At 67.5% G+C, this 23,883-nt stretch carries 22 protein-coding genes; 11 read left to right on the top strand and 11 right to left on the bottom strand.

Going from position 1 to position 23,883, the window contains the following annotated elements:
- The first annotated feature begins 222 nt into the window (after window positions 1-222).
- Both choW and choV read left to right on the top strand, forming a co-directional pair.
- On the top strand, window positions 223-1,056 hold the full coding sequence (gene choW, locus DQG15_RS05475; protein WP_116083364.1) for a choline ABC transporter permease subunit: 834 nt from the start codon (window positions 223-225) through the stop codon (window positions 1,054-1,056).
- Window positions 1,053-2,078: a choline ABC transporter ATP-binding protein gene (gene choV, locus DQG15_RS05480; protein WP_116083366.1), complete on the top strand. Its 1,026-nt coding sequence runs from the start codon at window positions 1,053-1,055 to the stop codon at window positions 2,076-2,078. Before choW ends, choV begins: the two co-directional genes overlap by 4 nt.
- Before the next feature lie 27 nt (window positions 2,079-2,105).
- On the opposite strand, the gene DQG15_RS05485 is transcribed toward choV, so the two are convergent.
- A complete protein-coding gene (locus DQG15_RS05485; protein ID WP_116083367.1) occupies window positions 2,106-2,705 on the bottom strand; it encodes a malonic semialdehyde reductase in 600 nt (199 codons plus the stop codon).
- Between the two features lie 387 nt (window positions 2,706-3,092).
- Between DQG15_RS05485 and DQG15_RS05490 the strand changes: the two genes are divergently transcribed.
- A complete protein-coding gene (locus DQG15_RS05490; RefSeq protein ID WP_116083369.1) occupies window positions 3,093-5,600 on the top strand; it encodes a cation:proton antiporter in 2,508 nt (835 codons plus the stop codon).
- Window positions 5,601-5,723: 123 nt separating this feature from the next.
- On the opposite strand, the gene rhaI is transcribed toward DQG15_RS05490, so the two are convergent.
- Together rhaI and DQG15_RS05500 are read right to left on the bottom strand one after the other, a co-directional pair.
- The gene (gene rhaI, locus DQG15_RS05495) at window positions 5,724-6,998 is read right to left on the bottom strand and encodes an L-rhamnose catabolism isomerase (RefSeq protein ID WP_116083370.1); all 1,275 of its coding nucleotides are present in this window, start codon (window positions 6,996-6,998) and stop codon (window positions 5,724-5,726) included.
- A gap of 34 nt (window positions 6,999-7,032) precedes the next feature.
- The gene (locus DQG15_RS05500; protein ID WP_116083372.1) at window positions 7,033-9,135 is read right to left on the bottom strand and encodes a bifunctional rhamnulose-1-phosphate aldolase/short-chain dehydrogenase; all 2,103 of its coding nucleotides are present in this window, start codon (window positions 9,133-9,135) and stop codon (window positions 7,033-7,035) included.
- 181 nt (window positions 9,136-9,316) lie between these two features.
- Here DQG15_RS05500 and DQG15_RS05505 point away from each other — a divergent pair, with 181 nt between their 5' ends.
- The 8 genes from DQG15_RS05505 (at window position 9,317) to DQG15_RS05540 (ending at window position 17,535) form a co-directional block, all read left to right on the top strand.
- Window positions 9,317-10,120: a DeoR/GlpR family DNA-binding transcription regulator gene (locus tag DQG15_RS05505; RefSeq protein ID WP_116083374.1), complete on the top strand. Its 804-nt coding sequence runs from the start codon at window positions 9,317-9,319 to the stop codon at window positions 10,118-10,120.
- Between the two features lie 32 nt (window positions 10,121-10,152).
- A complete protein-coding gene (rhaS, locus tag DQG15_RS05510) occupies window positions 10,153-11,148 on the top strand; it encodes a rhamnose ABC transporter substrate-binding protein (protein ID WP_116083375.1) in 996 nt (331 codons plus the stop codon).
- Window positions 11,149-11,231: 83 nt separating this feature from the next.
- Window positions 11,232-12,752, top strand: coding sequence for a sugar ABC transporter ATP-binding protein (locus tag DQG15_RS05515; protein ID WP_116083377.1), 1,521 nt, complete (start codon window positions 11,232-11,234; stop codon window positions 12,750-12,752).
- On the top strand, window positions 12,749-13,717 hold the full coding sequence (locus DQG15_RS05520) for an ABC transporter permease (protein WP_116083379.1): 969 nt from the start codon (window positions 12,749-12,751) through the stop codon (window positions 13,715-13,717). Before DQG15_RS05515 ends, DQG15_RS05520 begins: the two co-directional genes overlap by 4 nt.
- A complete protein-coding gene (locus DQG15_RS05525) occupies window positions 13,714-14,721 on the top strand; it encodes an ABC transporter permease (protein WP_116083380.1) in 1,008 nt (335 codons plus the stop codon). The genes DQG15_RS05520 and DQG15_RS05525 overlap by 4 nt, the downstream gene beginning before the upstream one ends.
- A complete protein-coding gene (rhaM, locus tag DQG15_RS05530) occupies window positions 14,718-15,035 on the top strand; it encodes an L-rhamnose mutarotase (protein WP_116083382.1) in 318 nt (105 codons plus the stop codon). The genes DQG15_RS05525 and rhaM overlap by 4 nt, the downstream gene beginning before the upstream one ends.
- The gene (locus DQG15_RS05535) at window positions 15,032-16,393 is read left to right on the top strand and encodes an FGGY-family carbohydrate kinase (RefSeq protein WP_116083383.1); all 1,362 of its coding nucleotides are present in this window, start codon (window positions 15,032-15,034) and stop codon (window positions 16,391-16,393) included. Before rhaM ends, DQG15_RS05535 begins: the two co-directional genes overlap by 4 nt.
- On the top strand, window positions 16,390-17,535 hold the full coding sequence (locus DQG15_RS05540; RefSeq protein WP_116083385.1) for an alpha-hydroxy acid oxidase: 1,146 nt from the start codon (window positions 16,390-16,392) through the stop codon (window positions 17,533-17,535). The genes DQG15_RS05535 and DQG15_RS05540 overlap by 4 nt, the downstream gene beginning before the upstream one ends.
- Here the strand turns inward: DQG15_RS05540 and DQG15_RS05545 are convergent.
- From DQG15_RS05545 to DQG15_RS05580, 8 genes are all read right to left on the bottom strand, one after another.
- A complete protein-coding gene (locus tag DQG15_RS05545; RefSeq protein WP_116083765.1) occupies window positions 17,532-18,353 on the bottom strand; it encodes a metal ABC transporter permease in 822 nt (273 codons plus the stop codon). The two genes, DQG15_RS05540 and DQG15_RS05545, sit on opposite strands and share 4 nt — an antisense overlap.
- Window positions 18,353-19,156, bottom strand: coding sequence for a metal ABC transporter ATP-binding protein (locus DQG15_RS05550; RefSeq protein WP_116083387.1), 804 nt, complete (start codon window positions 19,154-19,156; stop codon window positions 18,353-18,355). Before DQG15_RS05550 ends, DQG15_RS05545 begins: the two co-directional genes overlap by 1 nt.
- Window positions 19,153-19,635 (bottom strand): Fur family transcriptional regulator, encoded by a 483-nt coding sequence (locus DQG15_RS05555; protein WP_116083389.1) that lies wholly within the window; start codon window positions 19,633-19,635, stop codon window positions 19,153-19,155. Before DQG15_RS05555 ends, DQG15_RS05550 begins: the two co-directional genes overlap by 4 nt.
- Window positions 19,636-19,782: 147 nt before the next feature.
- Window positions 19,783-20,733, bottom strand: coding sequence for a DMT family transporter (locus DQG15_RS05560; RefSeq protein WP_232830710.1), 951 nt, complete (start codon window positions 20,731-20,733; stop codon window positions 19,783-19,785).
- A 249-nt stretch (window positions 20,734-20,982) separates the two neighbouring features.
- On the bottom strand, window positions 20,983-22,119 hold the full coding sequence (locus tag DQG15_RS05565) for a sensor histidine kinase (protein ID WP_116083390.1): 1,137 nt from the start codon (window positions 22,117-22,119) through the stop codon (window positions 20,983-20,985).
- Entirely contained in the window at window positions 22,116-23,120 is a 1,005-nt protein-coding gene (locus tag DQG15_RS05570) for an ATP-binding SpoIIE family protein phosphatase (protein WP_116083392.1), read from the bottom strand. The genes DQG15_RS05565 and DQG15_RS05570 overlap by 4 nt, the downstream gene beginning before the upstream one ends.
- Entirely contained in the window at window positions 23,117-23,536 is a 420-nt protein-coding gene (locus DQG15_RS05575; RefSeq protein WP_232830711.1) for an ATP-binding protein, read from the bottom strand. The genes DQG15_RS05570 and DQG15_RS05575 overlap by 4 nt, the downstream gene beginning before the upstream one ends.
- Window positions 23,529-23,882, bottom strand: coding sequence for an STAS domain-containing protein (locus DQG15_RS05580; protein ID WP_116083394.1), 354 nt, complete (start codon window positions 23,880-23,882; stop codon window positions 23,529-23,531). Before DQG15_RS05580 ends, DQG15_RS05575 begins: the two co-directional genes overlap by 8 nt.
- Window position 23,883 lies beyond the last annotated feature (1 nt).

Raw genomic sequence — 23,883 nt, forward strand, 5'->3', positions numbered from 1 at the left:
GCTCCGGGGTTGCGCGCCGCGCGCAGCCCTATTCCCCCTTCCGTCGCACCGGATGCAAGCCACACCGGGAGGCCCCGCCTCGCCGGAGCCCCGACCGCATCGCCGAGCCTGGCGCAGGCGCGAGGACCTGCCCCGCTCCGGCCGCACAGGCCCCGAGCCGCGGCGCACCGCGCCGGCAGCAGCCGCGCACCCGGACAGTGACAAGATCAGGAAAGGCCACGAATGGACTGGCTGAGCGCGTACAAGATTCCGGTCGGTGATGCCGCCGCGGATCTCTTCAACTGGATACAGAACACCTTCTCCGGCCTCATCGATGCGATCGCCGAGGGCGGCGAGGGACTGATCGAGGGGATTCTCTGGCTGCTCCTGACGCCGCCCGAGCTGGTCATCATCCTCGCCTTCGTGGCGCTGACATGGGCCCTGCAACGCAGCTGGCAGGTCTGTCTCTTCGTCCTGCTCGGATTTCTCTTCATCCTGAACCAGGATTACTGGGAGGAGACGGCCGAGACGCTGACGCTGGTGCTCTCCTCCTGCGTGGTGTGCATGGCGCTCGGGGTGCCGACCGGCGTGGCCGTTGCGCACCGTCCGAAGCTCTATGCCGCGGTGCGCCCGATCCTCGACCTGATGCAGACGCTGCCGACCTTCGTTTACCTGATCCCGGCGATCGTCTTCTTCGGCATCGGCATGGTGCCCGGCCTCTTCGCCACCGTGATCTTCGTCCTGCCCGCATCGATCCGCCTGACGCATCTGGGGATCACCGGCACGCCGAAGCCGCTTCTCGAAGCCGCCGACAGCTTCGGCGCCACGCCGCAACAGAAGCTCTGGAAGGTCGAACTGCCATCGGCGTTTCCGCAGATCATGGCCGGTCTGAACCAGACCATCATGCTGTCGCTGTCCATGGTCGTGGTCGCCGCTCTGGTCGGGGCGGACGGCCTTGGGGTGCCCGTCGTCCGCGCGCTGAACCAGGTGAATACCTCGCTCGGGTTCGAGAGCGGGATCGTGATCGTGGTCGTGGCCATCATGCTCGACCGGATGCTGAGGGTGAATCGCAAATGAGCGCCGTGGAATTCGAGAACGTCTCGATCATGTTCGGGGACAAGCCGCAGGAAGCCCTGCCGCTGGCCGACGAGGGGATGAGCCGCCCTGAAATCCAGGATCGGACGGACCAGGTGCTCGGGGTCCACAACTGCACCCTGACGGTCGCCGAAGGGGAGACGCTGGTCCTGATGGGCCTGTCTGGCTCCGGCAAGTCGACGCTGCTGCGCGCCGTCAACGGGCTGAACAAGGTCACCCGCGGATCGGTGCGGGTGAAGAGCGGCGACGGCATGGTCGACATGGCGAACTGTTCCGCCAAGGAAATGCGGCAGGCCCGGCGCCACTCCGTCGCCATGGTGTTCCAGCAGTTCGGCCTCCTGCCCTGGCGAAGCGTCGAGGAGAACGTGGGGTTCGGCCTCGAGCTGTCCGGGGTGCCGAAGGAGGAGCGCGGCAAGAAGATCGCCGACCAGCTTTCCCTCGTCGGCCTCGACGGCTGGGGAGACCGCAAGGTCGCCGAGCTTTCGGGCGGCATGCAGCAGCGCGTCGGCCTTGCCCGCGCCTTTGCCACCGAAGCGCCCATTCTGTTGATGGACGAGCCCTTCTCCGCCCTTGATCCGCTGATCCGCACCCGCCTGCAGGACGAGCTTCTCGAAGTGCAGCAACGCCTGAAGCGGACGATCCTCTTCGTCAGCCACGACCTCGACGAGGCGTTCAAGCTGGGCGACAGGATCGCGATCATGGAAGGCGGGCGCATCATCCAGGTCGGCACCCCGCGGGAGATCTTCACCAAACCCGCGAACGACTATGTCGCCGACTTCGTGGCCCACATGAACCCGCTCGGCGTGCTGACCGCGCGGGACGTGATGGAACCCGGTGAAGCGACCGGCCCCGCCTTCGACGTCGAAACGCCCGTCGCCGAAGTGATGAACGCCCTCGATGCCGCCACCGGCGCGGTCGGCGTGACGGAGGGCGGAGCCCTCGTCGGTCGCGTCACCGAATCCAGCTTGCTGCGGGGCCTTACTGGCGGCGCGACCGGGGCGTAGGCGGCAGGACTGGCCCGCCCTGCTGGCTCAGACGAGCCGGCAGGCCGTGTCGAAGCCCAGCCGGGGCAACCGGTCGTAGAGCTTGCTTGCGTCGCCGTAGCCGAGATTGCAGAGGAAGTTTGCCTTCCAGCCCGTCTCCGCCAAGAAGATCTCCTCGACCTTCGTCTTGTCGAAGCCGGACATCGGCCCGACATCGAGCCCCAGCGCCCGCGCCGCGATCATCAGGTAGGCCCCCATGAGCGTGCCGTTGCGGAACGCGGTCTCGCGGGCCAGATCGTCCGACCCCGTGAACCACGACCGCGCATCGGCATGGGGGAAGAGGTCGGGCAGATGCTCGTAGGACTTCGGGTCGTGCGCGATGATCACGCAGACGGGCGCGGCCATGGTCTTGTCGAGATTGCCGCCCGACAGTGCCGGACGCAGCCTCTCCTTGCCCTCCTCGGACCGGATGAAGACGAAGCGTCCGGGCGAGCAATTGGCCGAGGTCGGCCCCATCTTCAACGTGTCCCAGAGCGTGCGGAGCGTGTCGTCAGGCACCTTGCGATCCTGCCAGCCATTGTGGCTGCGCGCCTCGAGGAAGAGGCGTGAGAGGGTGTCGGCGTCGGGCGCTTGGAGCGTATCGGGCATGAAGCCTCCGATTTTGGGGTCGCTTGCGCGGGCCTGGCAGGCCGGGCCGCGCGCCTGAATTTGTCATCCGGGGGGATGCCTTCGCGCTGCAGTGCCCCCGTCCGGACGAGGCCGCCCCCCCATAGATCGGGGGAGCTTCCGCTTCGAAGCAGAACATCGGCCGCCGCCGCCGCCGGCGCAATGCCCGCTCATGCGTGATCGCGTCGCAGCGCGCGGCACTCCGCGTCCCATGCCACCCCGCGCAAAATTTCGCGACCTGACGCGCGCCCTGCATCTCCGGGGCTTTATCCCGACACCGTTTCGGGAGAGTCTCGCGCCCCTGCGACGGCGTTCCCGCAGGGCCGGACACGGTCCCGCGCGCGTCGTTCTCATGCTATCCGAGCGGTCATGGACATCATCGTACTCACGACGCTCGTTGCGTCACTCTTTCTGGTGATCGGGGTGGCCGAGCCGCTCGCGGCACGGCTGCGCCTTCCCTACAGCGTGATCCTCGCCGCGCTCGGGATCGTCATCGGCCTCGGCGCGATCTTTTTCCTGCGGACCGACCTGACCGATGCGCTGAACCCAGTCGCCGAGGCGATCGTCGGTCTGCCGATCCGGTCCAACGTCTTTCTTTACGTCTTCCTCCCGACGCTGCTGTTCCAGGTGACGCTCGGGATGAACCTGCGCCGGATGATGGACGACTGGGTGCCGATCCTCGTCCTTGCCGTGGTGGCGGTGGTCGTCGCGACGCTGGGCGTGGGCTACGCGCTGTTCTGGGCGAGCCCGCTTCCGCTCACCGCGTGCCTGCTGATCGGCTCCATCGTCGCGACCACGGACCCCTCGGCGGTCGTCTCCATCTTCCGCTCGCTGTCGGCCCCGCGGCGGCTGGCGCGCATCATCGAGGGCGAGAGCCTGCTGAACGATGCCGCCGCCATCGCGCTCTTCGGGCTCTTCATGGGGTTCGTCATGCGCGGCGTGCCGGACCCGGAGCTCGGCGATGCGCTCTCGCGCTTTCCCGTCCTGATCATCGGCGGCGCCGTCGCGGGCTGGGTCATCGCGCGGGCCACGGTGTGGCTGATGGCGCTTGTCCATCGGCACGAGCGGGCGCAGATCTCCATCTCCGTCGCCCTGCCCTACCTCGCCTATGTCTCTGCCGAGCAACTGATCGGGGCCTCCGGCGTCATCGCCGTCGTCGCCGCTGGCGTGACGCTGAACCTCACCGGGCCGGGTCGCCTGCCGCCGCAGGCCTGGTCGAACCTGCGCGAGGTCTGGGACCTTCTCGCGCACTGGGCCGGGGCGCTCATCTTCATTCTCGCCGCGCTCCTGATCCCGCGGCTCCTCGAAAGGGTGAACGTCGCCGATATCGGACTGATCTGCGTGGTCATCGCCGCGGCACTCGCGGCCCGGGCGGTGATCCTCTTCGGCGTGCTTCCGCTCCTCCGCCTCGCCCGGATGTCGCCGCAGGTGGAGCGGCCCTACCGCGTCGCGATCCTCTGGGGCGGGCTGAGGGGCGCGGTGACGCTCGCGCTTGCGCTGGCCGTCACCGAGAGCTTCCGCGTTCCCGACGAAGTCAAGCGGGTGGTCGGCATCCTCGCCACCGGCTTCACGCTCTACACCCTCATGGTGCAGGGCACGACGCTGCGCTGGGTGATCGGACGGCTCGGGCTCGACCGGCTGTCGCCGATGGACGAGGCGCTGTCCCGTCAGGTCGTCGCCGTCGCGCTGCAGACCGTGCGGGCGGACGTGGCAAAGACAACGGAGAAGTACGAGCTGAGCCGGGACATCGTCCGCTCGGAAGCCAAGCGGTTCGGGGAGCGCCTCGACGACGCCGTCACCGAGGCTGAGGACAGCTCCGACATCCTCGACCGGGACCGCGTCACGCTCGGTCTCATCGCTCTGGCCGGCCACGAGCGGGACACAATCCTGAGCCGCGTCCGGGAGCGGACGATCTCCGGAAATATGGCCGAACAGGTCCTGTCGAATGCCGACAGCCTGATAGAGGGAACGCGGATCCACGGGCGAAACGGCTACCAGAACGCGGCCCGGTCGAGCGTGGCCTACAGCAGCGCGTTCCAGGCGGCCATGCGCCTTCATGACCGCGCAGGGATCTCCGCTCCTCTCGCCCGGATCACCGCCGACCGCTTCGAGCTTCTGCTGTCTCAACGCCTGATCCTTCGGGACCTCGGCGCCTTCATCGACGGGCGCATCCGGCGCATCCACGGGCGCCGCGTGGCGGACCTGCTGCACGAGCTTCTCTCACGCCGCATCGAGGCCATAGAGACGGCGCTCGAAAGCCTTCGCCTGCAATATCCGGGCTATGCCGAGGAACTGGAGCGCCGCTTCATCCGCCGCACCGCGCTGCGCCTCGAGGAGCGGGAATACGATGCGATGCGGGAGGACGGGCTGATCGGGGAAGAGGTGCATACGGCGCTGATCCAGGGCGGCGCCCACCGCCGCACCGTGTCGGAGGAACGCCCCCCGCTCGACCTCGCGCTCCAGAGAAGCCAGCTCGTCCGCCAGCTTCCGCTCTTCTCCGACCTCGACGAGGCCTCCCTCGCCCGCCTCGCCCGTGCGCTTCGGACCCGCTACGTCAATGCAGGGGACGTGGTGGTCCGAAAGGACATCGCGGCGCGGAGCGTCTTCTTCATCGTCTCCGGTGCGGTGGAGCTGGAGAGCGCCGGCCAGACATGGCGGCTCGGCCGCGGCGAGATGTTCGGCCAGATGGAAATCCTGATGGCCCGCTCGCTCCGCACCAAGGTCCGCGCCATTGCCCCGTCCACGCTGGCCGTCCTGGACGAGGCACGCTTTCGGCGCCTCCTTCGACGGAGCAAGTCCCTGCGCGAAGCCCTGCGCGCCAGCGCCGAAAAGCGCGGAATAGATCCGACCGCTCTGATCGCCGATGGAGCGGAGTAAGGGAGCGTCCGCCTGCGGGCCTCTTGGTAGCAGGACGTAAGCCGGTCGAGGCCTTAAAGCGTAGGCGCCATGCCAAGCGAGGGCACGGCGCCTGATCGACACGCAGTCAGGCGGGCGTCTTCTTCAGACGATGCCACCCCCGCCGGAGGTCGAGACCGGGCGCTCGCCCGCGACCTTCCCGCGATAGCCCGAAGCGCGATAGGCCGCGACGGGATCGATGGCGCAGCCCTTCTCGAGCCGGGCCATCTGCAGGATCGGGGTGACGTCCGTGCGGAAGGCCCGCTTCAGGGTCTCGGAGGCCATGAGCGCGTCATTCTCCTCCTGGAACCCGCCGAGGGCGCCCCGGTCCACGATCAGCGCCTGCGCGTAGGCGCGCTGCACTTCCATGGCGGAGTTCATCAGGCTTTCAATGGGATCCGTCACGTTGTGGCTCTGGTCGAGCATGTGCGCGGGATCGAACCCCGGCACGTCGGCCGCCTCCACCAGCTCGTTGAAGACGAGGAACAGGCGGTAGGGGTCTATGGAGCCCGTATCGAGGTCGTCGTCGCCGTACTTGCTGTCATTGAAGTGGAACCCGCCGAGCTTGCCGAACTGGATCAGCCGGGCGACGATCATCTCGATATTCACCGTCGGCGCATGATGACCGAGATCGACGAGGCAGGACGCGCGGTCCCCCAATTCGGTCGCGATCAGGTAGTTGGTGCCCCAGTCCTGAACCACGGTGGAGTAGAAGGCGGGCTCGAAGATCTTGTGCTCGGTGAACAGCCGCCAATCCTCCGGCAGCCCGGCGTAGATCTCTCTTGCGCTGTCCAGGTAGCGCTCGAACTGGCGCGTGAAGTTGACCTGACCGGGGAAGTTGGAGCCGTCCCCGACCCAGATCGTCAGCGCGCGCGACCCGATCTTCCTGCCGAGCTCAATGCAGTAGAGATTGTGCTCCACCGCCTGCGACCGGACCTCCTTCTGCGTGTGCGACAGCGAGCCGAACTTGAAGCTCGCCGCCTGCTCCGCCTGATCCTGGAAGGTGTTGGAATTGATCGCGTCGAAGCCGAGGCCGAGCTCCTCTGCCTTTGCGACGAGATCCGCCGGATCGGCATCGTCCCACGGAACATGAAGAGACACGCGGGGGGTCGCCCCGGTCAGCTCGTGGATGACGCCGCAATCGTCGAGCTTGTCGAAGATCGTCGCCGGCTCCCCCGCCCCCGGAAAGCGGGCGAAGCGGGTGCCACCGGTCCCGACGCCCCATGACGGAACGGCGATGCCGTAGCCCGCGACCTTCTCCTTCACGCCTGCGATGTCGATCGCGCGACGGTCCAGCACTGCGCCGAGCGCGTCGTATTCCGCGCGAAGATCCGCTTCAGCCGCCTCGTTGGCGGCGTCGATCCTGTCCTTGCCGATCATTGGCATCTTCCCTCCCTTTCGAGCCGCACGCGCCTCAGCGCGTGAAGGCCTGAACGTTGCCGGCATCGACATTGACGATGTTGCCGGTGGACTTGGCGCTCTCGTCGCTGGCGAAGAAGTAGCAGGCCGCGGCGATGTCCTCCGGCAGCACGGATCGCTTCAGGAGCGACCGCTCGCGGTACATCTCCTCGAGCCCCTCCTTGTCCGTGCCGTAGGTGCTCGCACGCTGGTCGAGCCACTCGCCGGACCAGATCTTGGAGCCGCGAAGCACCGCATCGGGGTTCACGGTGTTGACCCGGATGCCCTCGGGGGCGCCTTCGAGGGCGAGGCAGCGGGCGAGATGGATCTCGGAGGCCTTCGCGGTGCAGTAGGCGGAAGCGCCGGGGCTCGCGGCGAGACCGTTCTTCGAGGCGACGAAGACGATGGAGCCGCCGATGCCCTGCTTTTTCAGCATCCGGAACGCCTCGCGGGAGACGAGGAAATACCCGGTAGATAGGATGGACATGTTCTTGTCCCACAGCTCGAGCGTCGTGTCCTCGACCTTCGCGGAGGAGGCGATGCCTGCATTGGAGACGACGATGTCCACCCCGCCGAACCGGACCGCCATCTCGGCATAGGCGTCCGCGACGGCATCCTCGCGCGTCACGTTCATCTCGACCGTGCTCACGACGTCCGCCGAGTACCGCTTCGCGAGGGTCTCCTTCGTGGCGGCGAGCGCGTCGGCGTCGATGTCGGCAAGGACGACGCTGGCGCCTTCGCTGAGATACTTCTCCGCCGTCGCCGCCCCGATGCCGCCGGCGCCGCCGGTGACGATGGCGATGCGGCCCGCGAGCGATTTCGGCTTCGGCATCCGCTGGAGCTTGGCCTCCTCGAGGAGCCAGTACTCGATGTCGAACGCCTCCTGCTCCGGCAGGCCCTGGTAGGTCGAGACGGCGTCCGAGTTGCGCATCACGTTGATGGCGTTGACGTAGAACTCGCCCGAGATCCGCGCCGTCGCCTTGTCCTTGGCGAAGGTGATCATGCCGACGCCGGGCACGAGGTAGACGACCGCGTTGGGGTCCCGCATGGCCGGGCTGTCGTCATGCTTGCAGCGCTCGTAGTAGGCGGCGTAATCGGCGCGGTAGGTCTCGACCATGCCCTTCAGGCGCTCGAGCGTGCCGTCCACATCGGGATTGGCCGGGTCGAAGTCGACCACGAGCGGCCGGATCTTGGTGCGCAGGAAGTGGTCCGGGCAAGAGGTGCCGAGGGCGGCGAGGCGCTCCATGTCCTTCGCGCCGACGAATTGCAGAACGGCATTCTGGTCGTCGAAATGACCGACCTTGTAGCCGTCTTCCGAGATCATCCCGCGGATCGCGGGCATCAGGGACGAGGCGATCTGGCGGCGCTCATCTGCGGGGAGCGGAGCTTGGACCTCGCCGCCGAAGGCCGCCTTGCCCGCCGTCTCCGACGCGAACCATTCGATCGCGCGGTTGATCGCATCGAGGGTTAGCTTGTAGCATTCCTCGGCATCGTCGGCCCAGGTGAAGAGGCCGTGGCTTTCGAGGACGACCCCCTTCGCCTCGGGGTTCTCCTTGCAGAATTTCTCGAGCCAGAGGCCGAGCTCGTAGCCCGGACGCTTCCACGGCAGCCAGCCGATCGCATCGCCGTAGATCTTCTGCGTCAGCTCCCTGGAATCCTCGGAAGCGGCGATCGCGATGACAGCATCCGGATGGACGTGATCGACGTGTTTCTTTGGCACGTAGGCATGAAGCGGCGTGTCGATGGAGGCGGCGCGCGGGTTCAGGTTGAACGTGCAATGCGGCAGGTAGCCCACCATCTCGTCCTCGTGCTCGAGGCCCCGATAGGCCCCTTTGAGCGCGCGCAGCTTGTCCATGTAGAGGGTCGAGAAGCCGGCCATGTCCATCGAGCCGATATCGCCGCCCGAGCCCTTCACCCACAGCACCTCGACCTCTTCGCCGGTCAGGGGATCGGGCTGCATGACCTTGGCGGAGGTGTTGCCCCCGCCGTAATTGGTGACCCGCTTGTCGGAGCCGAGAAGGTTCGAGCGGTAGAGAAGCTTCTCCGGCTCGCTCATCGACTGCGCCTTCGCGGAGTCCCAGTTGTTGGCGATCATTCCGCCGGCGGTATCCTCGGGCATGGCTGGTCTCCCCCGCATCGAGCCTCGTTCAATCGCGCAGCACTCTCCGAGGGGAGCGGGTGAAAGTCAATCCAAAGCGATCAACACCAATCACGTCGCACCGCATAAACGATTACTTATGACGATTTATGATTGACAGAAAGGTAAAATATGGGAAATCTGAGCGCCGGGAGGAGTGTCCATGATTGAAAGTGAGCGTCATCGCGTGATCCTGTCGGCCGTCCAGGCCCGGCCCGTGGTGACGGTGTCCGAGATCTGCGAACTTACCGACGCCTCCGAGGCGACGGTCCGCCGGGACATTGCCACCCTCCACATGCAGAAGAAGGTCCGCCGGGTGCGCGGCGGGGTCGAGAGCCTCGCGCCGCCGCAATTCGTCGGTCTCTCCGGGCGCCCCTTCGAGATGAACGCCACCCGCCGCGTCGCCGAGAAGCGCGCCATCGCGCAGGCCGCGGTCGAGATGTGCGACGACGGGGATGCGATCATCATCAACGGCGGCACGACCACCTTCCAGATGGTCCACCCGCTGGCCAATCGCCGCTGCCTCGTCTTCACCAACTCCTTTCCGATCGCCGAGCATCTGCTCAAGCAGTCTAAGAACACCGTGATGCTCGCCGGCGGCACGATCTACCGCGAGCAGAACATCGTCCTCAGCCCCTTCGAGAACGACGTCACGCGCAATTTTGCGGCCAAACGCATGTTCCTCGGGGCGCAAGGCCTCTCCAAACTCGGCGTGATGGAGCAGGACCCGCTCATCATCCAGGCGGAGACCAAGCTCATCGGCCAGGCCGACGAGGTCGTCCTGATGGTCGATTCCAGCAAGTTCCGGAACCGCTCCGCGCTGATCCTCTGTCCGCTGTCGCGCATCGACACGGTCATCACCGATGACGGGATCGGCGATGCCGACGCCGCGATGATCGAGGCCGAGGGCATCACGCTGACCGTCACGACCCCGAACCGCGCGCAGGAGGCGCGCTCCGCGGGGTAATCAACGAACCGCTCATCCAGGGAGGAAACGACATGAGCATCACCAGACGCATCGCCATCGCCACGGGGGTCGCCGCGGCCCTCATGGGCACGACCGCCATGGCACAGGACAACGTGCGCATCGCCCTCGTCGCCAAGTCGCTCGGCAACGGCTTCTTCGAAGCCGCCGCCCGAGGCGCGGAAGAAGCGGCCGAAGAGCTCGGCAATGCCGAGATCATCTATACCGGCCCGACCAGCACCACGGCCGAGGGCCAGATCGAGGTGATCAACAGCCTCGTCGCACAGCGGGTGGACGCCATCGCGATCTCCGCCAACGATCCCGACGCGGTCGTCCCGGCCCTTCAGAAGGCCATGCAGCGCGGCATCACCGTGATCTCCTGGGATTCGGGCGTCGCCCCCGAGGGCCGCGAGATGCACCTCGCCCCCTCCTCCGACGAGCTGATCGGTCAGACGATCATCAAGCTCGCCGCGGACAAGCTGCCCGACGGCGGCAAGGTCGCGGTCCTGTCGGCGACCTCCACCTCGACGAACCAGAACACCTGGATCGCTGAGATGGAAAAGGTCATGGACCAGTATCCCGACATCGAGCTGGTGGCGACGGTTTACGGCGACGACCTGGCCGACAAGTCCTACCGTGAAACCCAGGGGCTGCTGCAATCCTATCCCGATCTCGACGCGATCATCGCGCCGACCTCGGTGGGGATCGTCGCCGCCGCGCAGGCCGTTCAGGATGCCGGCAAGACGGGCGAGGTGAATGTGACCGGCCTCGGCCTGCCCTCCGAGATGGCCGGCGCCATCGAGAGCGGCGCGTCCCAATCCTTCGCGATCTGGAACCCGGTCGATCTGGGCTACGCGACCGCCATGCTCGCCTACAACCTCGCCACCGATGAGGCCAAGGCCGAGCCGGGCGCCGAGATTGGCATGGGCCGCATGGGCACCGCGACGCTGGACGACGACAACCAGGCCGCGATGAGCGAGCCCTTCACCTACGACGCTTCGAACATCGACGAGTTCAAGAGCGTCTTCTGATCCTCCCGGGATCCATCGGGCCCGGCTCCTCTTCTCAGGGGCCGGGCCGACCTTTCCAGCCCGGGATCGACAAAGGCCCCCCCATGGAAGACGGCAGGACGATCGCGGGGCCGGTGCTCCGCCTCGAAGGCATCACGAAACGCTTTCCGGGCGTGACGGCCCTGTCCGGCGTGGAGCTCGAGCTTCACGAAGGGCAGGTCACCGCCCTGATCGGCGAGAACGGCGCCGGCAAATCCACGCTGGTGAAGATCCTCACCGGCATCTACCAGCCCGACGAAGGGCATATCGAGGTGGACGGGACCACTACCCGCTTTCCCACCGCCACAGCGGCGCAGGAGGCCGGCGTCACCGCCATCCATCAGGAAACCGTCCTCTTCGACGAGCTGACGGTCGCCGAGAACATCTTCCTCGGTCACGCCCCGCGCGGCCGGTTCGGCCTCATGGACTGGAGCCGCATGCGGGCGGAGGCCCGCGAGATCCTGACGCGCATCGGCGCGAAACTCGATCCCATGGCCCCGCTCCGCGATCTCGGCATCGCGTCGAAGCACCTCGTGGCCATCGCCCGCGCCCTGTCCGTCGATGCCCGCGTCGTGGTCATGGACGAGCCGACCGCCTCCCTCTCCCAGGCGGAGATCGAGGAGCTCTACGAGCTGGTCGAAAGACTGAAATCCGAAGGCAAGGCAATCCTCTTCATCAGCCACAAGTTCGACGAGATCTTCCGCATCGCCGACCGATATACCGTCTTCCGCGATGGCGAGATGGTCGACGCGGGGATGATGGAGGATGTCACCGAGGACGCCCTCGTCACCAAGATGGTCGGCCGCTCGATGGACGCGATCTTCCCCGCGCGCACGTCCAGTCCGGGGGAGGAGATCCTGCGCGTCGCGGGCTATTCCCACCCCACCGAGTTCGCCGATATCGGCTTCGGGCTGCGCCGGGGGGAGATCCTCGGCTTCTACGGCCTCGTGGGCGCCGGGCGCTCGGAGCTGATGCAGGCCCTATTCGGCGTCACCACTCCGTCCAAGGGCGCGGTGAAGATCGACGGCAAGGTCGCCGTGATCCGCTCCCCCGCGGAGGCCATCTCCCGCGGGATCGTCTACGTCCCCGAGGACAGGGGCAAGCAGGGCGCCATCACCGCCATGCCGATCTTCCAGAACGTCACCCTGCCCTCCCTCACCCAGACCTCCCGAAACGGCTTCGTGCAGATGGCCGATGAGTTCGCCCTCGCCCGCAGATACACCGAACGGCTGGATCTGCGGGCCGCCTCCCTCGATCAGGCGGTCGGCAACCTCTCGGGCGGCAACCAGCAGAAGGTCGTCATCGCCAAGTGGCTCGCGACCAGACCCAAGGTCATCATCCTCGACGAGCCGACCAAGGGGATCGACGTCGGGTCCAAGGCGGCGGTTCACGAGTTCATGGCCGAGCTGGCCGCGGAGGGCCTGTCCGTCATCATGGTCAGCTCCGAGATTCCGGAGATCCTCGGCATGTCCGACCGCGTCATCGTCATGCGGGACGGCCGCATCGCCGCGGAACTGGACCGCGACGGCCTGACCCCCGAACAGCTTGTCCGCGCCGCGGCCGGATACGAGGAGACCGCCGCATGAAGCAGTTCATCACGTCCCGCGAGGCGATCCTGCTGGCCGCGCTCGTCGCGCTGATCCTGCTCGTCGAGACGCGGTTCTCCGGCTTCGCGGCACCCGGCAACCTCGCCTCCGTCTTCAACGACACCTCGATCCTGATCATGCTGGCGCTCGGGCAGACGCTGGTGATCCTCACCCGCTGCATCGACCTCAGCCAGGCGTCGAACCTCGCTTTGACGGGCATGGTCACCGCGATGATCAATGCGGCGATGCCGGGTGTTCCGGTCGTCGCGCTCATTTCCATCGCGGTCGCGCTCGGCCTCCTGATGGGGGCGTTCAACGGCCTGCTCGTCTGGAAGCTGGACATCCCGCCCATCGTCGTCACGCTCGGCACGCTCACGATCTATCGCGGCATCATCTTCGTCGTCTCGGGCGGCGCATGGGTCAATTCCCACGAGATGAGCGCGGCTTACAAGGCGTTCCCGCGGGCGGAGTTCCTGACGCTCCCGGTCCTGAGCTGGATCGCCCTCGCCGTCATCGCGGGCTTTGCCATCCTCGTGAACCGCACCGCGCTCGGCCGGGCCTTCTTCGCCGTCGGCGGCAACCCTTCGGCGGCGGTCTATACCGGCATCGACGTCGGGCGGACGCGGTTCATGGCCTTCGTGATCGCGGGCGGCCTCGCCGGTCTGTGCGGGTATCTCTGGGTCTCGCGCTACGCGGTCGCCTATACCGACGTGGCGGGCGGGTTCGAGCTCGATATCGTCGCCGCCTGCGTGATCGGTGGCATCTCCATCGCCGGCGGCCTCGGAAGCGTCACCGGCGCGGTCCTCGGCGCACTCTTTCTCGGCACGATCAAGAACGCGCTGCCCGTCGCCGGCATCTCGCCGTTCTGGCAGATGGCGATCTCGGGCGCCGCGATCATCATCGCCGTCGCCTTCAACCGCCGCAAGGATCCCGGCCGCGTCATCCTCAAGGAGCCTGCCCAATGAGCATCGCAGAGGGTACGAGACCCCGCCACGTTCCCGACCGGCTCGCGAGCCGCCCGGCCCGCATCCTGCGCTCGTGGGAACTGTTGCTCACCGTCATCGCCATCCTGATCTTCCTCGCCAACACGCAGGCGAGCCCCTACTTCCTCGATCCCTGGAACCTCTCGGACGCGACGTTCAACTTCACCGAAAAGGCGATGATCGCCTTCGCGATGGCCCTTCTCATCATCGCCGGGGAGATCGACCTCTCGGTCGCCGGGATCATCGCCCTCGCGTCGACCGCGATGGGCTGGGCGCTGCAATACGGCGCCGGAATGCCGGTGCTCGTGCTGATCGGCCTCGGCGTCGGCCTTGTCTGCGGGGCGTTCAACGGGCTTCTCGTGACGAGGCTCGGCCTGCCGTCCATCGTCGTGACCATCGGTACGATGAGCCTCTTCCGCGGGATCAGCTACATCGTTCTCGGCGATCAGGCCTTCAACGGCTACCCTTCGGACTTCGCCTTCTTCGGGCGCGGCTACGTCTTCTGGGTGATCTCCTTCGAACTGGTCCTCTTCGCGGTCCTCGCCGTGATCTACGGCGTCGTCCTTCACGCGACCAATTTCGGACGGCAGATCTACGCCATCGGCAACAACGCCACCGCCGCGACCTTCTCCGGCATCAGGGTTGCGCGGGTGAAGATGATCCTGTTCCTGCTCACCGGCCTGATGTCCGGCATCGCCGCGATCTGTCTGACCGCGCGCCTCGGCTCCACCCGCCCCTCCATCGCGTTCGCGTGGGAACTCGAAGTGGTGACGATGGTCGTCCTCGGCGGCGTGTCGATCCTCGGCGGCGCAGGCTCGATCCTCGGCGTGGTGATCGCGGCCCTGATCATGGGAATGGTGACATTCGGCCTCGGGCTTCTGAACGTGCCGGGCATCGTCATGTCGATCTTCATCGGCGCGCTCCTGATCGGCGTCATCGCCCTGCCCCGCCTGATCCGGCTCGTCCGGACGGGGAAGGCGGCATGAGCGAGAAGCACGCCTTCGTCATGCGGCTCGTCCCCGGCCAGGAAGACGAGTATCGCCGCCGGCACGACGAGATCTGGCCGGAGCTTGCGGAGCTTCTGAAGGGCGCCGGCGTGAGCGACTATTCGATCCATCTCGACCGCGAGACGTCCACCCTCTTCGGCGTGCTCTGGCGCAGCGACGATCACGGGATGGAGGCGCTGCCGGAGCATCCGGTCATGCGCCGCTGGTGGGCGCACATGGCTGACATCATGGAGACGAACGCCGACCAATCCCCGTGGCAACGGGATCTCGAGACGGTCTTCCATCTTCCATGAAACCAAAGCGTATCGCCGTCATCGATATCGGCAAGACCAACGTCAAGCTGGCCCTCGTGGATGCAGACACGCTGTCCGAAACAGATGTGCGGACGCGGCCGAACGCGGTCCGCCCCGGACCGCCCTATCCGCATTTCGATCTGGACGGACACTGGACGTTCCTCTTGGATGCGCTCCGCGACATCGCGTCCAGCCACGGGATCGACGCCATTTCCGTGACCACCCACGGCGCCGCCGCCGTTCTTCTGGCGGGGGACGGATCGCTCGCGGCGCCAATGCTGGATTACGAGCATGACGGCCCCTCGGAGAGCGCGGAGGCCTACGACGCCATCCGCCCGCCCTTCTCGGAAACTGGGTCCCCGCGCCTGCCGCTCGGCCTCAATCTCGGCGCGCAGCTGCACTGGCAACTCGGCCGCGATCCGGATCTGGGCGAACGGCTCGCCCATGTCGTCACCTACCCGCAATATTGGGGCTATCGGCTGACCGGGGAACTGGCGACGGACGTGACCTCCCTCGGCTGTCACACCGATCTGTGGAATCCATGGCAGGGTCGGCCCTCGTCGCTCGTGGAGAAGCTTGGCCTTTCGAAGCGCCTCGCGCCCGCCCGCCGCTCCTCCGATATCCTCGGCACCCTCCGGCCGGACCTCGCCGCCCACACCGGCATCGCCGAGGGAACGCCGGTCGTCTGCGGGATCCATGACAGCAACGCCTCGCTCTATCCCCATCTGGCCGGCCGGGCCGCGCCGTTCTCGGTCGTCTCGACGGGCACATGGGTCATCGCGATGGCGGTCGGCGGCGCGTCCCGCTCGCTCGATCCCGCACGCGATACGCTGGTCAACGTGAACGCCCTCGGGGACGCCGTGCCATCCGCCCGGTTCATGGGAGGCCGCGAATACGAGCGGCTGCGGCCGGAGGGGGAGGCTAGAACCACCGAGGCCGACCGCTCGGCAGTACTGGACGATCTCTTCATCCTGCCCGCCATCGAGCCCGGCACGGGTCCTTTCGGAGACCATGCCGGCGGCTTCACCCGCGAGCCCCGGACGGACGGGGAGCGGCGCCTCGCGCTCTCCTGGTACCTGGCGCTGATGACCGATACCTGTCTCGAGCTGATCGGCGCGGACGGCCCCGTGATCGTGGAGGGCCCCTTCGCCCGGAACGAGGATTACCTCGACATGCTCAGTGCCCTCCGCGGCCCGGTGGAGGCGAGCGCCTCGGCCACCGGGACGTCCGTGGGCGGCGCGCTCCTCCTCGTGGGGCCTCACGTCGAACAGCCCGGGCGCGCCATTGTGCCGCGTGACGAGGACGCGCTTCGGGCCTATGCAGAAACGTGGCGCGACCGCACCGGGAGGACGACATGAGACTGAAAGACTGCCACAACTTCCGCGACTTCCGCCGCCTTGCGGAGCGGCGCCTGCCGGGTCCGATCTTCAACTACATCGACGGTGCGGCGGATGACGAGGGCACCCTCGCGCGCAACGCCGCATCCTTCGCCGACGTCGACCTCATTCCGAACGTCCTGCGCGGGAAGCAGGACATCGACCTCTCCGTCACTGTCATGGGGCAGAAGCTGGACCTGCCCGTCTACTGCTCGCCGACGGCGCTCCAGCGGCTGTTCCATCACGAGGGGGAGCGGGCGACGGCGGCAGCGGCGGCGAAGTTCGGCACCATGTTCGGCGTCTCCTCCCTCGGCACGGTCAGCCTCGAGGAAGTGCGCCGTCGCCACTCCAATCCGCAGGTCTACCAGTTCTACTTCCACAAGGACCGGGGCCTGAACCGCGCGATGATGGAGCGAGCGAAGGAGGCGGGCGTCGAGGTGATGATGCTGACGGTGGACAGCATCACCGGCGGCAACCGCGAGCGGGACAAGCGCACCGGCTTCTCGATCCCCTTCAGGCTCAATGCCCGCGGCCTGGCGCAGTTCGTGATGAAGCCCGCCTGGGGCATCAACTACGTCCGGCACGAGAAATTCTCCCTGCCCCAGCTCGACTACCATATCGACATGGGCGGCGGGACGGCGTCGATCTCCGAGTATTTCGGCGAGATGCTCGACCCGACGATGACCTGGGACGACGTCGCCGAGATGGTGGAGCTCTGGGGCGGGCAGTTCTGCCTCAAGGGCGTGATGGCGCCCGAGGATGCGGTGCGCGCAGCCGATATAGGCTGCAACGGCGTTGTCATCTCGAACCATGGCGGAAGGCAATTGGACGGCTCCCGCTCCTCCTTCGACCAACTTGACGAGATCGTGCAGGCCGCCGGCGACCGGCTGGACGTCCTGCTCGACAGCGGCGTGACGCGGGGCAGCCACGTCATCAAGGCGCTCTCGCTCGGCGCAAAGGCGGTGGGGCTCGGGCGCTATTACCTCTTCCCGCTCGCCGCGGCCGGGCAACCCGGCGTCGAGCGCGCCCTCGGCCTCATGCGCGACGAGCTCGTGCGGGACATGCGCCTGATGGGGCGCGACAGGATCGAGCAGCTGACCCGCGACAACCTGCGCTTCCGCTAATCCGCTGGCGCCCCGCCCCGGCGGGACACCACCTCGCGCAGGGCCGCGAAGATGGAGGCCGCGCAGAAGAAGACCGCGACGACGCAGACGATGGTCGGGCCGGTGGGCGTATCGAAATCGTAGGACAGCCGGAGCCCGCCCAAGGCCGCCGCGATGCCCGTGCCCGCCGCTATGACCGCCATCGCCTCCGGCGTCCGCGAGAAGGTCCGAGCCGTCGCCGCCGGGATGATCAGCATCGCGGTGATCAGAAGGACACCGACGACCTTGATCGCCACGGCGACCACCACCGCGAGCGCAAAGGTCAGCACCAGCTGTTCCCGCCTCGGATCGATCCCCGCCGCGCGGGCGAGGTCGGGACTGAGCGTCGATGTCAGAAGTGCGGACCAGCGCCACGCGATGAGCGCGATCACGAGCGCCGCTCCGCCCCAGATGATGCCGAGATCGGTGCGATCGACCGCGAGAATGTCCCCGAAGAGGTAGGACATCAGGTCGATCCGCACCGTCGTGAGAAACGAGACCGCGACGAGCCCGAAGGCCAGCGCCGAATGCGCGAGGACACCGAGAAGCGTATCCATCGCGTAGCCCCGGCCCGAAAGGAGCGCCACCGTCGTCGCCATGATCAGCGCCACGACGAGAGCCCCCGCGAAGATGGGCAGGGACAGGGCGAGCGACAGCGCCACCCCGAGGATTGCGGCATGGGCGGTGGCATCGCCGAAATACGCCATCCGCCGCCAGACGACGAAGCAGCCGAGCGGCGCGGCAGCCAGCGCCGTGCCGATCGCCGCAAGCGTGGCGCGGACCATGAAATCGTCGAGTATCACTCTGCGGCCTCCGACTGCCGGCCTGCATGGGGATCAGCTGCCGAAAGCGCCTTCGCCGGCCCATGCGAACACGCATCTCCGGCGACGTGATCATGCTCGTGGTCATGCTTGTGACGATAGAGCGCGAAGGTGCCTTTCGTGCCCTCCCCGAAGAGCGCGCGGTAGACCGGCGCCTCGGCGACCACCTCGGGGGTTCCCTCGCAGCAGACATGGCCGTTGAGGCAGATCACCCGGTCGGACGCACTCATCACCACGTGCAGATCGTGGCTGACCATCAGGATGGCGCAGCCGGTCTCGGTCCGGAGCCCCTCGATCCGCTGGTAGAAGGCCGCCGCGCCGATCTGGTCCAGCCCCGCCGTCGCCTCGTCCAGGATCAGAAGATCCGGCTTTTCCAGTATGGCGCGCGCCAGCATCACCCGCTGGAACTGCCCGCCCGAAAGCGCCGACATCTGCCGCTCGCCGATCCCGGGCACGCCTGCAGCTTCGAGCGCCGCGACGCGCGCCTCGCTCGGCACCTTTCTCGGCAGGCCGAGGAAGCGCATCACGGTGATCGGGAGCGTGGGATCGAGGACGAGGCGCTGGGGCACGTAGCCGATGCGCAGGCCCGGCGCGCGGCGGATCGTTCCACGGCTCGGCGCAACGCCACCGAGAAGGGACCGCAGGAGGGTCGACTTGCCGGACCCGTTCGGGCCGACGATCGTGACGATCTCCCCACGTTCGATGCTTAGATCGACCCGGTCGAGGACCGTGGCCCCGCCGTAGCGAACGGTCAGGCCGGCCGTCTCGATCAGCGCCGTCATGCCACCTCGCTCGGACTGCAATCGGGGCAAAGCCCTTCCGCCTCCCGCACCGTGCGCTCGATCACGAAGCCCGTCGCGGCCGCCGCGCGGGCCAGCTCGCCGGCGCCGAGATCGGTCTCGGCTTCCACCACGCGCTCACAGGAGCGGCAGATCAGGAAGGCCGGCGCGTGACCGGATTCGACGTGCGTGCAGGCGATGAAGGCGTTCAGCCGCTCGATGCGGTGGGCGAAGCCGTTGGTCACGAGAAAATCAAGGGCGCGGTAGGCGACGGGCGGCTGCGAGCCGAGGCCCTCTTCCCGGAGACGGTCGAGGATCTCGTAGGCGCCCATCGCCCTGTGCCTTTCCAGCAGGATCTCAAGAACGCGCTTCCGCGTCTTGGTGAACTGCAGCTTGTGCTCGGCGCAGTAGGCCACGGCGGCGGTGACGCCGTCGGCGATGCAGGAATGGTGATCGTGCTGCTCGAATGCGTGACCGGACATCTGGACCTCGGTTCGGACGGGGTGGTGACGCCTGTTACATGACGTCGAGCCGTATGCTCAATGTTACCTAATCACAACGCAGCCGGATTTCCATCCTCTCGGTCCGACCCTTGCTACTTTTGCAGCTTCGATCGCGCCCCATCCCGTTCAGCGGGGCGGCACGCGGCGCCGGCTGCGCCGGGGCGCCACCGCCAGCCGCCGCTCGCGGTAGAAGACGTAGAGGCCGGAGGCGAGGATCACGGCGAGCCCCGCCCAGGTCAGCGCATCGGGAAACTCTCCGAAGGCGATGTACCCCACCGCCGTTGCGCCGATGATCTCGAAATACTGCAGCGGCGCGAGAATGCCGGCCTCGACGCGGCGGAACGCTTCGGCGATCAGCAGGAAGGAACAGGCGGCGAAGGCGCCCGCCGCGATCAGCGCGCCCCAGCCCCATCCGGGCAGCGCCCCGATCCGTGGCGGGGCGGTGCCCGTGGCATAGAGGAGCGCGGTGATGGTGAGCGAGCCCAGTGCGGCGTAGAAGGTCGCGCCGCATTGCAGGGTCAGAGACGAGCGGGTGGCCGAGGCGCGACGCAGCACGATCATGTTGAGCGCGTAGGTCAGCGCGGCGACGAGGGGCATCACGGCCGCCCAGCCGAGCTCCCCGCCCGGACGGATCACGATCAGCGCCCCCAGTAGCCCCACGCCCACCGCCGAAAGCCGCCGCGCTCCGACGCGCTCGCCGAGGAGCGGCCCCGCGAGGACGGTCAGGAGCAGCGGTTCGACGAAGAAGATCGCGATCGCCGTCGCGATCGGCATGACCGCGAAGGCGGAAATGAGCATCGTGAGCGTCACCATCACGAGCCCGCCGGACACGGCGACCAAGGGCGAGAACATGGGCCCCTCGAGCCTGCGGCGCAGAAGGGCGGCGGCCGCGAAAAGCAACACCAGTTGCACCACGAACCGGCCGGTCGCGACCTCCACGGGATGGATCTCGCCCGTCAGGAACTTGGCGAAGGCATCGCCGATGGGAAGAAGTGCCATCGGTATGATCATCGCCACGATGCCGGTGGCGCTCGTGCCGCTCGGGCGGACGGCGGGTCGGGTCAAGGTTTCGGTCATGTCTGCACCTCGTACCATCTGCCCCGGCGCGGGAGGAGGCGGGCCGGGGGGACGTCCGGGCGTTCGGGACATCGATCGATTGCGGGGTCTGCCGTGCGTGCGCCGTCCAGCCGCAACGCCATTGCGGGAGTGGACGCACCACTCACCCGCTATAGGGGCCGCCCGAAGGTCGGGTCAAGCCGCGGGCGGGCCGCCGGTGACGGGCTGGATCCGGCTCAGACCGCACTCCGATCGAGCGCCCTGCGAGGCCTACGGCTTACCCGCGAAAAGAATGCGGACGGTGAATCCGTCCTCGCCGCCGACCGTCAGCGTGCCGTCGTGCTGGAACGCCAGGGTCCGGATCAGTTTCCAGCCGAGGCTATCGGACCGCTCGGGACGCGTCGCCCCGTCCGCCAGGCCGGTCCCGTCATCCTTGATCGTCAGGTCCAGCCCGCCCGACGCATCGCGCGACAAGGCGACCGTGATCCGCCCCTCGGAGCGCCCCTTGAAGGCGTGCTTGTAGGCGTTCGTGATCAGTTCCCCGACGATCAGACCGATATCCGTGGCGAGACGTCCCTCGAGCTGCGTCCAGTCGCAGGTGACGTCGATCGTCACCCGCAGCCCTTCGGTGTTGAAGGCCCGTTCGGCATTCCGGGCGACCTCCCGAAGGAGCGTCTCGGCGGGGATGGTGCCGGCATTCGCGGCCTTCTGCATCAGCTCGTGCGCCTTGGCGAGAGAGGCGACGCGGGTTTCGAGCTCACCGAGGATCTGGCGCGTTTCCGGCGCCTCGGACTGGCCCTTGCTCATGCGGATGAGCGCGACGATCAGGGTCAGGTTGTTGCCCGTGCGATGATGCAGTTCCCGCATCAGGAGGTCCCGGTCGGCGATGCTGTCCATCAGCTCCCGGTTCTGCTGCGTGAGCGCGGCGGCGGGGTCCGCGGCGTCCAGCGTCTTCATGGCCTCGCCCGCCGCGGCGATCAGCGCCTCCGGCTTGCGCATCAGGACGGGAGCGAGGAAGACCGCGTCGATCCGCGTGCCCTCGGCGTTCGTCTGCACCTCGAAGCGCTCCGCGATCCGCTGCACGCCGCGCAGGCCGAGACCGAGGCCGGTCTCGGAGGCGATTTCCCCCGTGCCCTTCAGCTTGTGATCGGGGATGCCGTGGCCCTGATCCTGCACCGTCACCCCGAGCGCCTGCCGGCCGGCGGCCTGGGCGAGCGTGAACGTCGCCCGGCCGCGCTCACCGTGCTCGATCACGTTGCGCCCGAGCTCCAGAACCGCCGTCACTGTCCGTGTCTTCTCGAAGGTGCCGAATTGCAGCACGTCGGTCAGCGCCATCGTGACCTCGCGCAGGCGGACGATGTCATCGGCCTTCTCGAGACGGACCGTCGCGAGCCGCGCCCCGCTCATGCGCGGGCCTCTTTCCTCACCTTCACGACGACGATGCTCGCGTCGTCCCGGCCGCGAAAGGCGCGGTCGAGAAGGAAGGCCCCGATCAGGAGGGGGGACCGGGCGAGAAGCGCCGGGCGCAGGTCCCCCTCGCGCAGGGTCTTGAGGCCGTCGCTGTGCATGATGATCATGTCGCCCGGCTCGATCGGCAGCGTCTCGGCATAGCCGTGGGTCGGCGCGCCGCCGATCCGCCCGTCCCTCACCGCGATCCGCTTGGAGCCGGAGCGACCGACGAGCATGGTGGTGATGTTGCCAAGGGCCGAGTAGCTGAGTGTCGAGGTCTCGAGATCGATCCTGATCATCGCGGCCACGGCCCCTCGCGCGCCGACGAGTTCGCGCGTCAGGTGCATCATCATGTCCTCGGGCGCCACATCCGCCGCCCGCGCCGCGTCCAGCACCTCAGCCGAGGCCTCCGCCGCCTTCGGACCATGGCCGAGCCCGTCGCAGAGCAGAACGTCCGCCCGCCCCGGAATCTGCCGCACGAACCAGTCATCGCCGCAGGTCGTCTCCGCCGGGTGACACACGCGCAGCCCCTCGACATCCAGCAGGTCCGCATTGGGCGGCGCGTTCTCGGCCTCGAAGGTGCAGACGATCGTGGTGCCGTCCTCCGCCGTGCTGAAGATATCGAAGCTGTCGGACAGGCGCCTTATCGCCCCGAGGCCGAGGCCGGCGGATCCGGAGGAGCTGATGCCGTCCTCCACCATCCGGCCAATCTCGGAGATGCCGGGACCCCTGTCGGTGAAGACGAGGACGACCTTGGAGACGCCCTGCGCCCGCAGGACCTCGATCAGCATCCGCCCTTTGCCGGCATAGCGCAGGATGTTCGTCGCGGCCTCGGTCACGACGATCGCCATCTCCTCGAGCCGGTTCTCGGACAGCTTGAGGCCGGAGGCGTAGCGCCGGGCCAGTCGCCGCACCGCCGCGATGGCGGACCGGTCCTCGATCTCGATCCAGCGTTTCATATCTTCGCGCTCATCCTCACTGTCGTCCCCTGGCCCGGCACGGTCTCGATCTCGAACCGGTCAGACAGCCGCTTCGCACCACCCAGGCCCCGGCCAAGACCGCCCGCGGTCGTGAACCCGTCCTTCATGGCCTGATCGATATCGGGAATTCCGCGCCCCCGATCGCGACATTCGACGTCCAGATACGACGTCGCGGCGTTCAGCCCAACGGTAAAGTGTCCCCCGCCGCCATGCACGATCACGTTACGGGCAATCTCGCTGACGGCGGTGGCGAAGCGCGTGACGCGCAGGGCCGAGACGCCCCGGGCCTTCAGCTCACGCGCCACGACCTGGCGGGCCTGCACCGCATCCTTCCCGGTCTTGAGGTCGATGCGCTGAAGGATCTTGTGCAGGAAGTCGGGCTGCGGCTCAGCCACGCCGGAGTTGTGCCAGCGCGTGGGACAGGCTGAGCGCGGTGCGCGTCTGGGGCAGGTACATGCCGAGTTCCACCAGCGTGACCGCCACGGCCGGGCGCATCCCGACGACGTAGGTCTCGGCCGCGAGGAGGCGGGAGATTCCGGCGAGCTGCGCGATGACGCGGCCGACGAACGTGTCGACGATCTCCAGCGCGCTGATATCGACGATGACGCCGTCCACGTTCTCGTCCGCGATGCGGTTCGACAGCGCGTCCTGCAGATCGATGATCTCGGTATCCGTCACGTCGTCCTGGATCGAGACGAGGAGCGCGTTTTCGACGAGGTGGATGGACGCGACACCCGACATG

It is taken from the genome of Tropicimonas sp. IMCC34011, from assembly GCF_003390865.1.
Taxonomy (GTDB): domain Bacteria; phylum Pseudomonadota; class Alphaproteobacteria; order Rhodobacterales; family Rhodobacteraceae; genus Tropicimonas_B.

Coding starts and splice junctions, on each gene's coding strand:
- choW (WP_116083364.1), top strand. CDS start 223: ATGGACTGGCTGAGCGCGTACAAGATTCCGGTCGGTGATGCCGCCGCG.
- choV (WP_116083366.1), top strand. CDS start 1,053: ATGAGCGCCGTGGAATTCGAGAACGTCTCGATCATGTTCGGGGACAAG.
- DQG15_RS05485 (WP_116083367.1), bottom strand. CDS start 2,705: ATGCCCGATACGCTCCAAGCGCCCGACGCCGACACCCTCTCACGCCTC.
- DQG15_RS05490 (WP_116083369.1), top strand. CDS start 3,093: ATGGACATCATCGTACTCACGACGCTCGTTGCGTCACTCTTTCTGGTG.
- rhaI (WP_116083370.1), bottom strand. CDS start 6,998: ATGATCGGCAAGGACAGGATCGACGCCGCCAACGAGGCGGCTGAAGCG.
- DQG15_RS05500 (WP_116083372.1), bottom strand. CDS start 9,135: ATGCCCGAGGATACCGCCGGCGGAATGATCGCCAACAACTGGGACTCC.
- DQG15_RS05505 (WP_116083374.1), top strand. CDS start 9,317: ATGATTGAAAGTGAGCGTCATCGCGTGATCCTGTCGGCCGTCCAGGCC.
- rhaS (WP_116083375.1), top strand. CDS start 10,153: ATGAGCATCACCAGACGCATCGCCATCGCCACGGGGGTCGCCGCGGCC.
- DQG15_RS05515 (WP_116083377.1), top strand. CDS start 11,232: ATGGAAGACGGCAGGACGATCGCGGGGCCGGTGCTCCGCCTCGAAGGC.
- DQG15_RS05520 (WP_116083379.1), top strand. CDS start 12,749: ATGAAGCAGTTCATCACGTCCCGCGAGGCGATCCTGCTGGCCGCGCTC.
- DQG15_RS05525 (WP_116083380.1), top strand. CDS start 13,714: ATGAGCATCGCAGAGGGTACGAGACCCCGCCACGTTCCCGACCGGCTC.
- rhaM (WP_116083382.1), top strand. CDS start 14,718: ATGAGCGAGAAGCACGCCTTCGTCATGCGGCTCGTCCCCGGCCAGGAA.
- DQG15_RS05535 (WP_116083383.1), top strand. CDS start 15,032: ATGAAACCAAAGCGTATCGCCGTCATCGATATCGGCAAGACCAACGTC.
- DQG15_RS05540 (WP_116083385.1), top strand. CDS start 16,390: ATGAGACTGAAAGACTGCCACAACTTCCGCGACTTCCGCCGCCTTGCG.
- DQG15_RS05550 (WP_116083387.1), bottom strand. CDS start 19,156: ATGACGGCGCTGATCGAGACGGCCGGCCTGACCGTTCGCTACGGCGGG.
- DQG15_RS05555 (WP_116083389.1), bottom strand. CDS start 19,635: ATGTCCGGTCACGCATTCGAGCAGCACGATCACCATTCCTGCATCGCC.
- DQG15_RS05560 (WP_232830710.1), bottom strand. CDS start 20,733: ATGACCGAAACCTTGACCCGACCCGCCGTCCGCCCGAGCGGCACGAGC.
- DQG15_RS05565 (WP_116083390.1), bottom strand. CDS start 22,119: ATGAGCGGGGCGCGGCTCGCGACGGTCCGTCTCGAGAAGGCCGATGAC.
- DQG15_RS05570 (WP_116083392.1), bottom strand. CDS start 23,120: ATGAAACGCTGGATCGAGATCGAGGACCGGTCCGCCATCGCGGCGGTG.
- DQG15_RS05580 (WP_116083394.1), bottom strand. CDS start 23,882: ATGTCGGGTGTCGCGTCCATCCACCTCGTCGAAAACGCGCTCCTCGTC.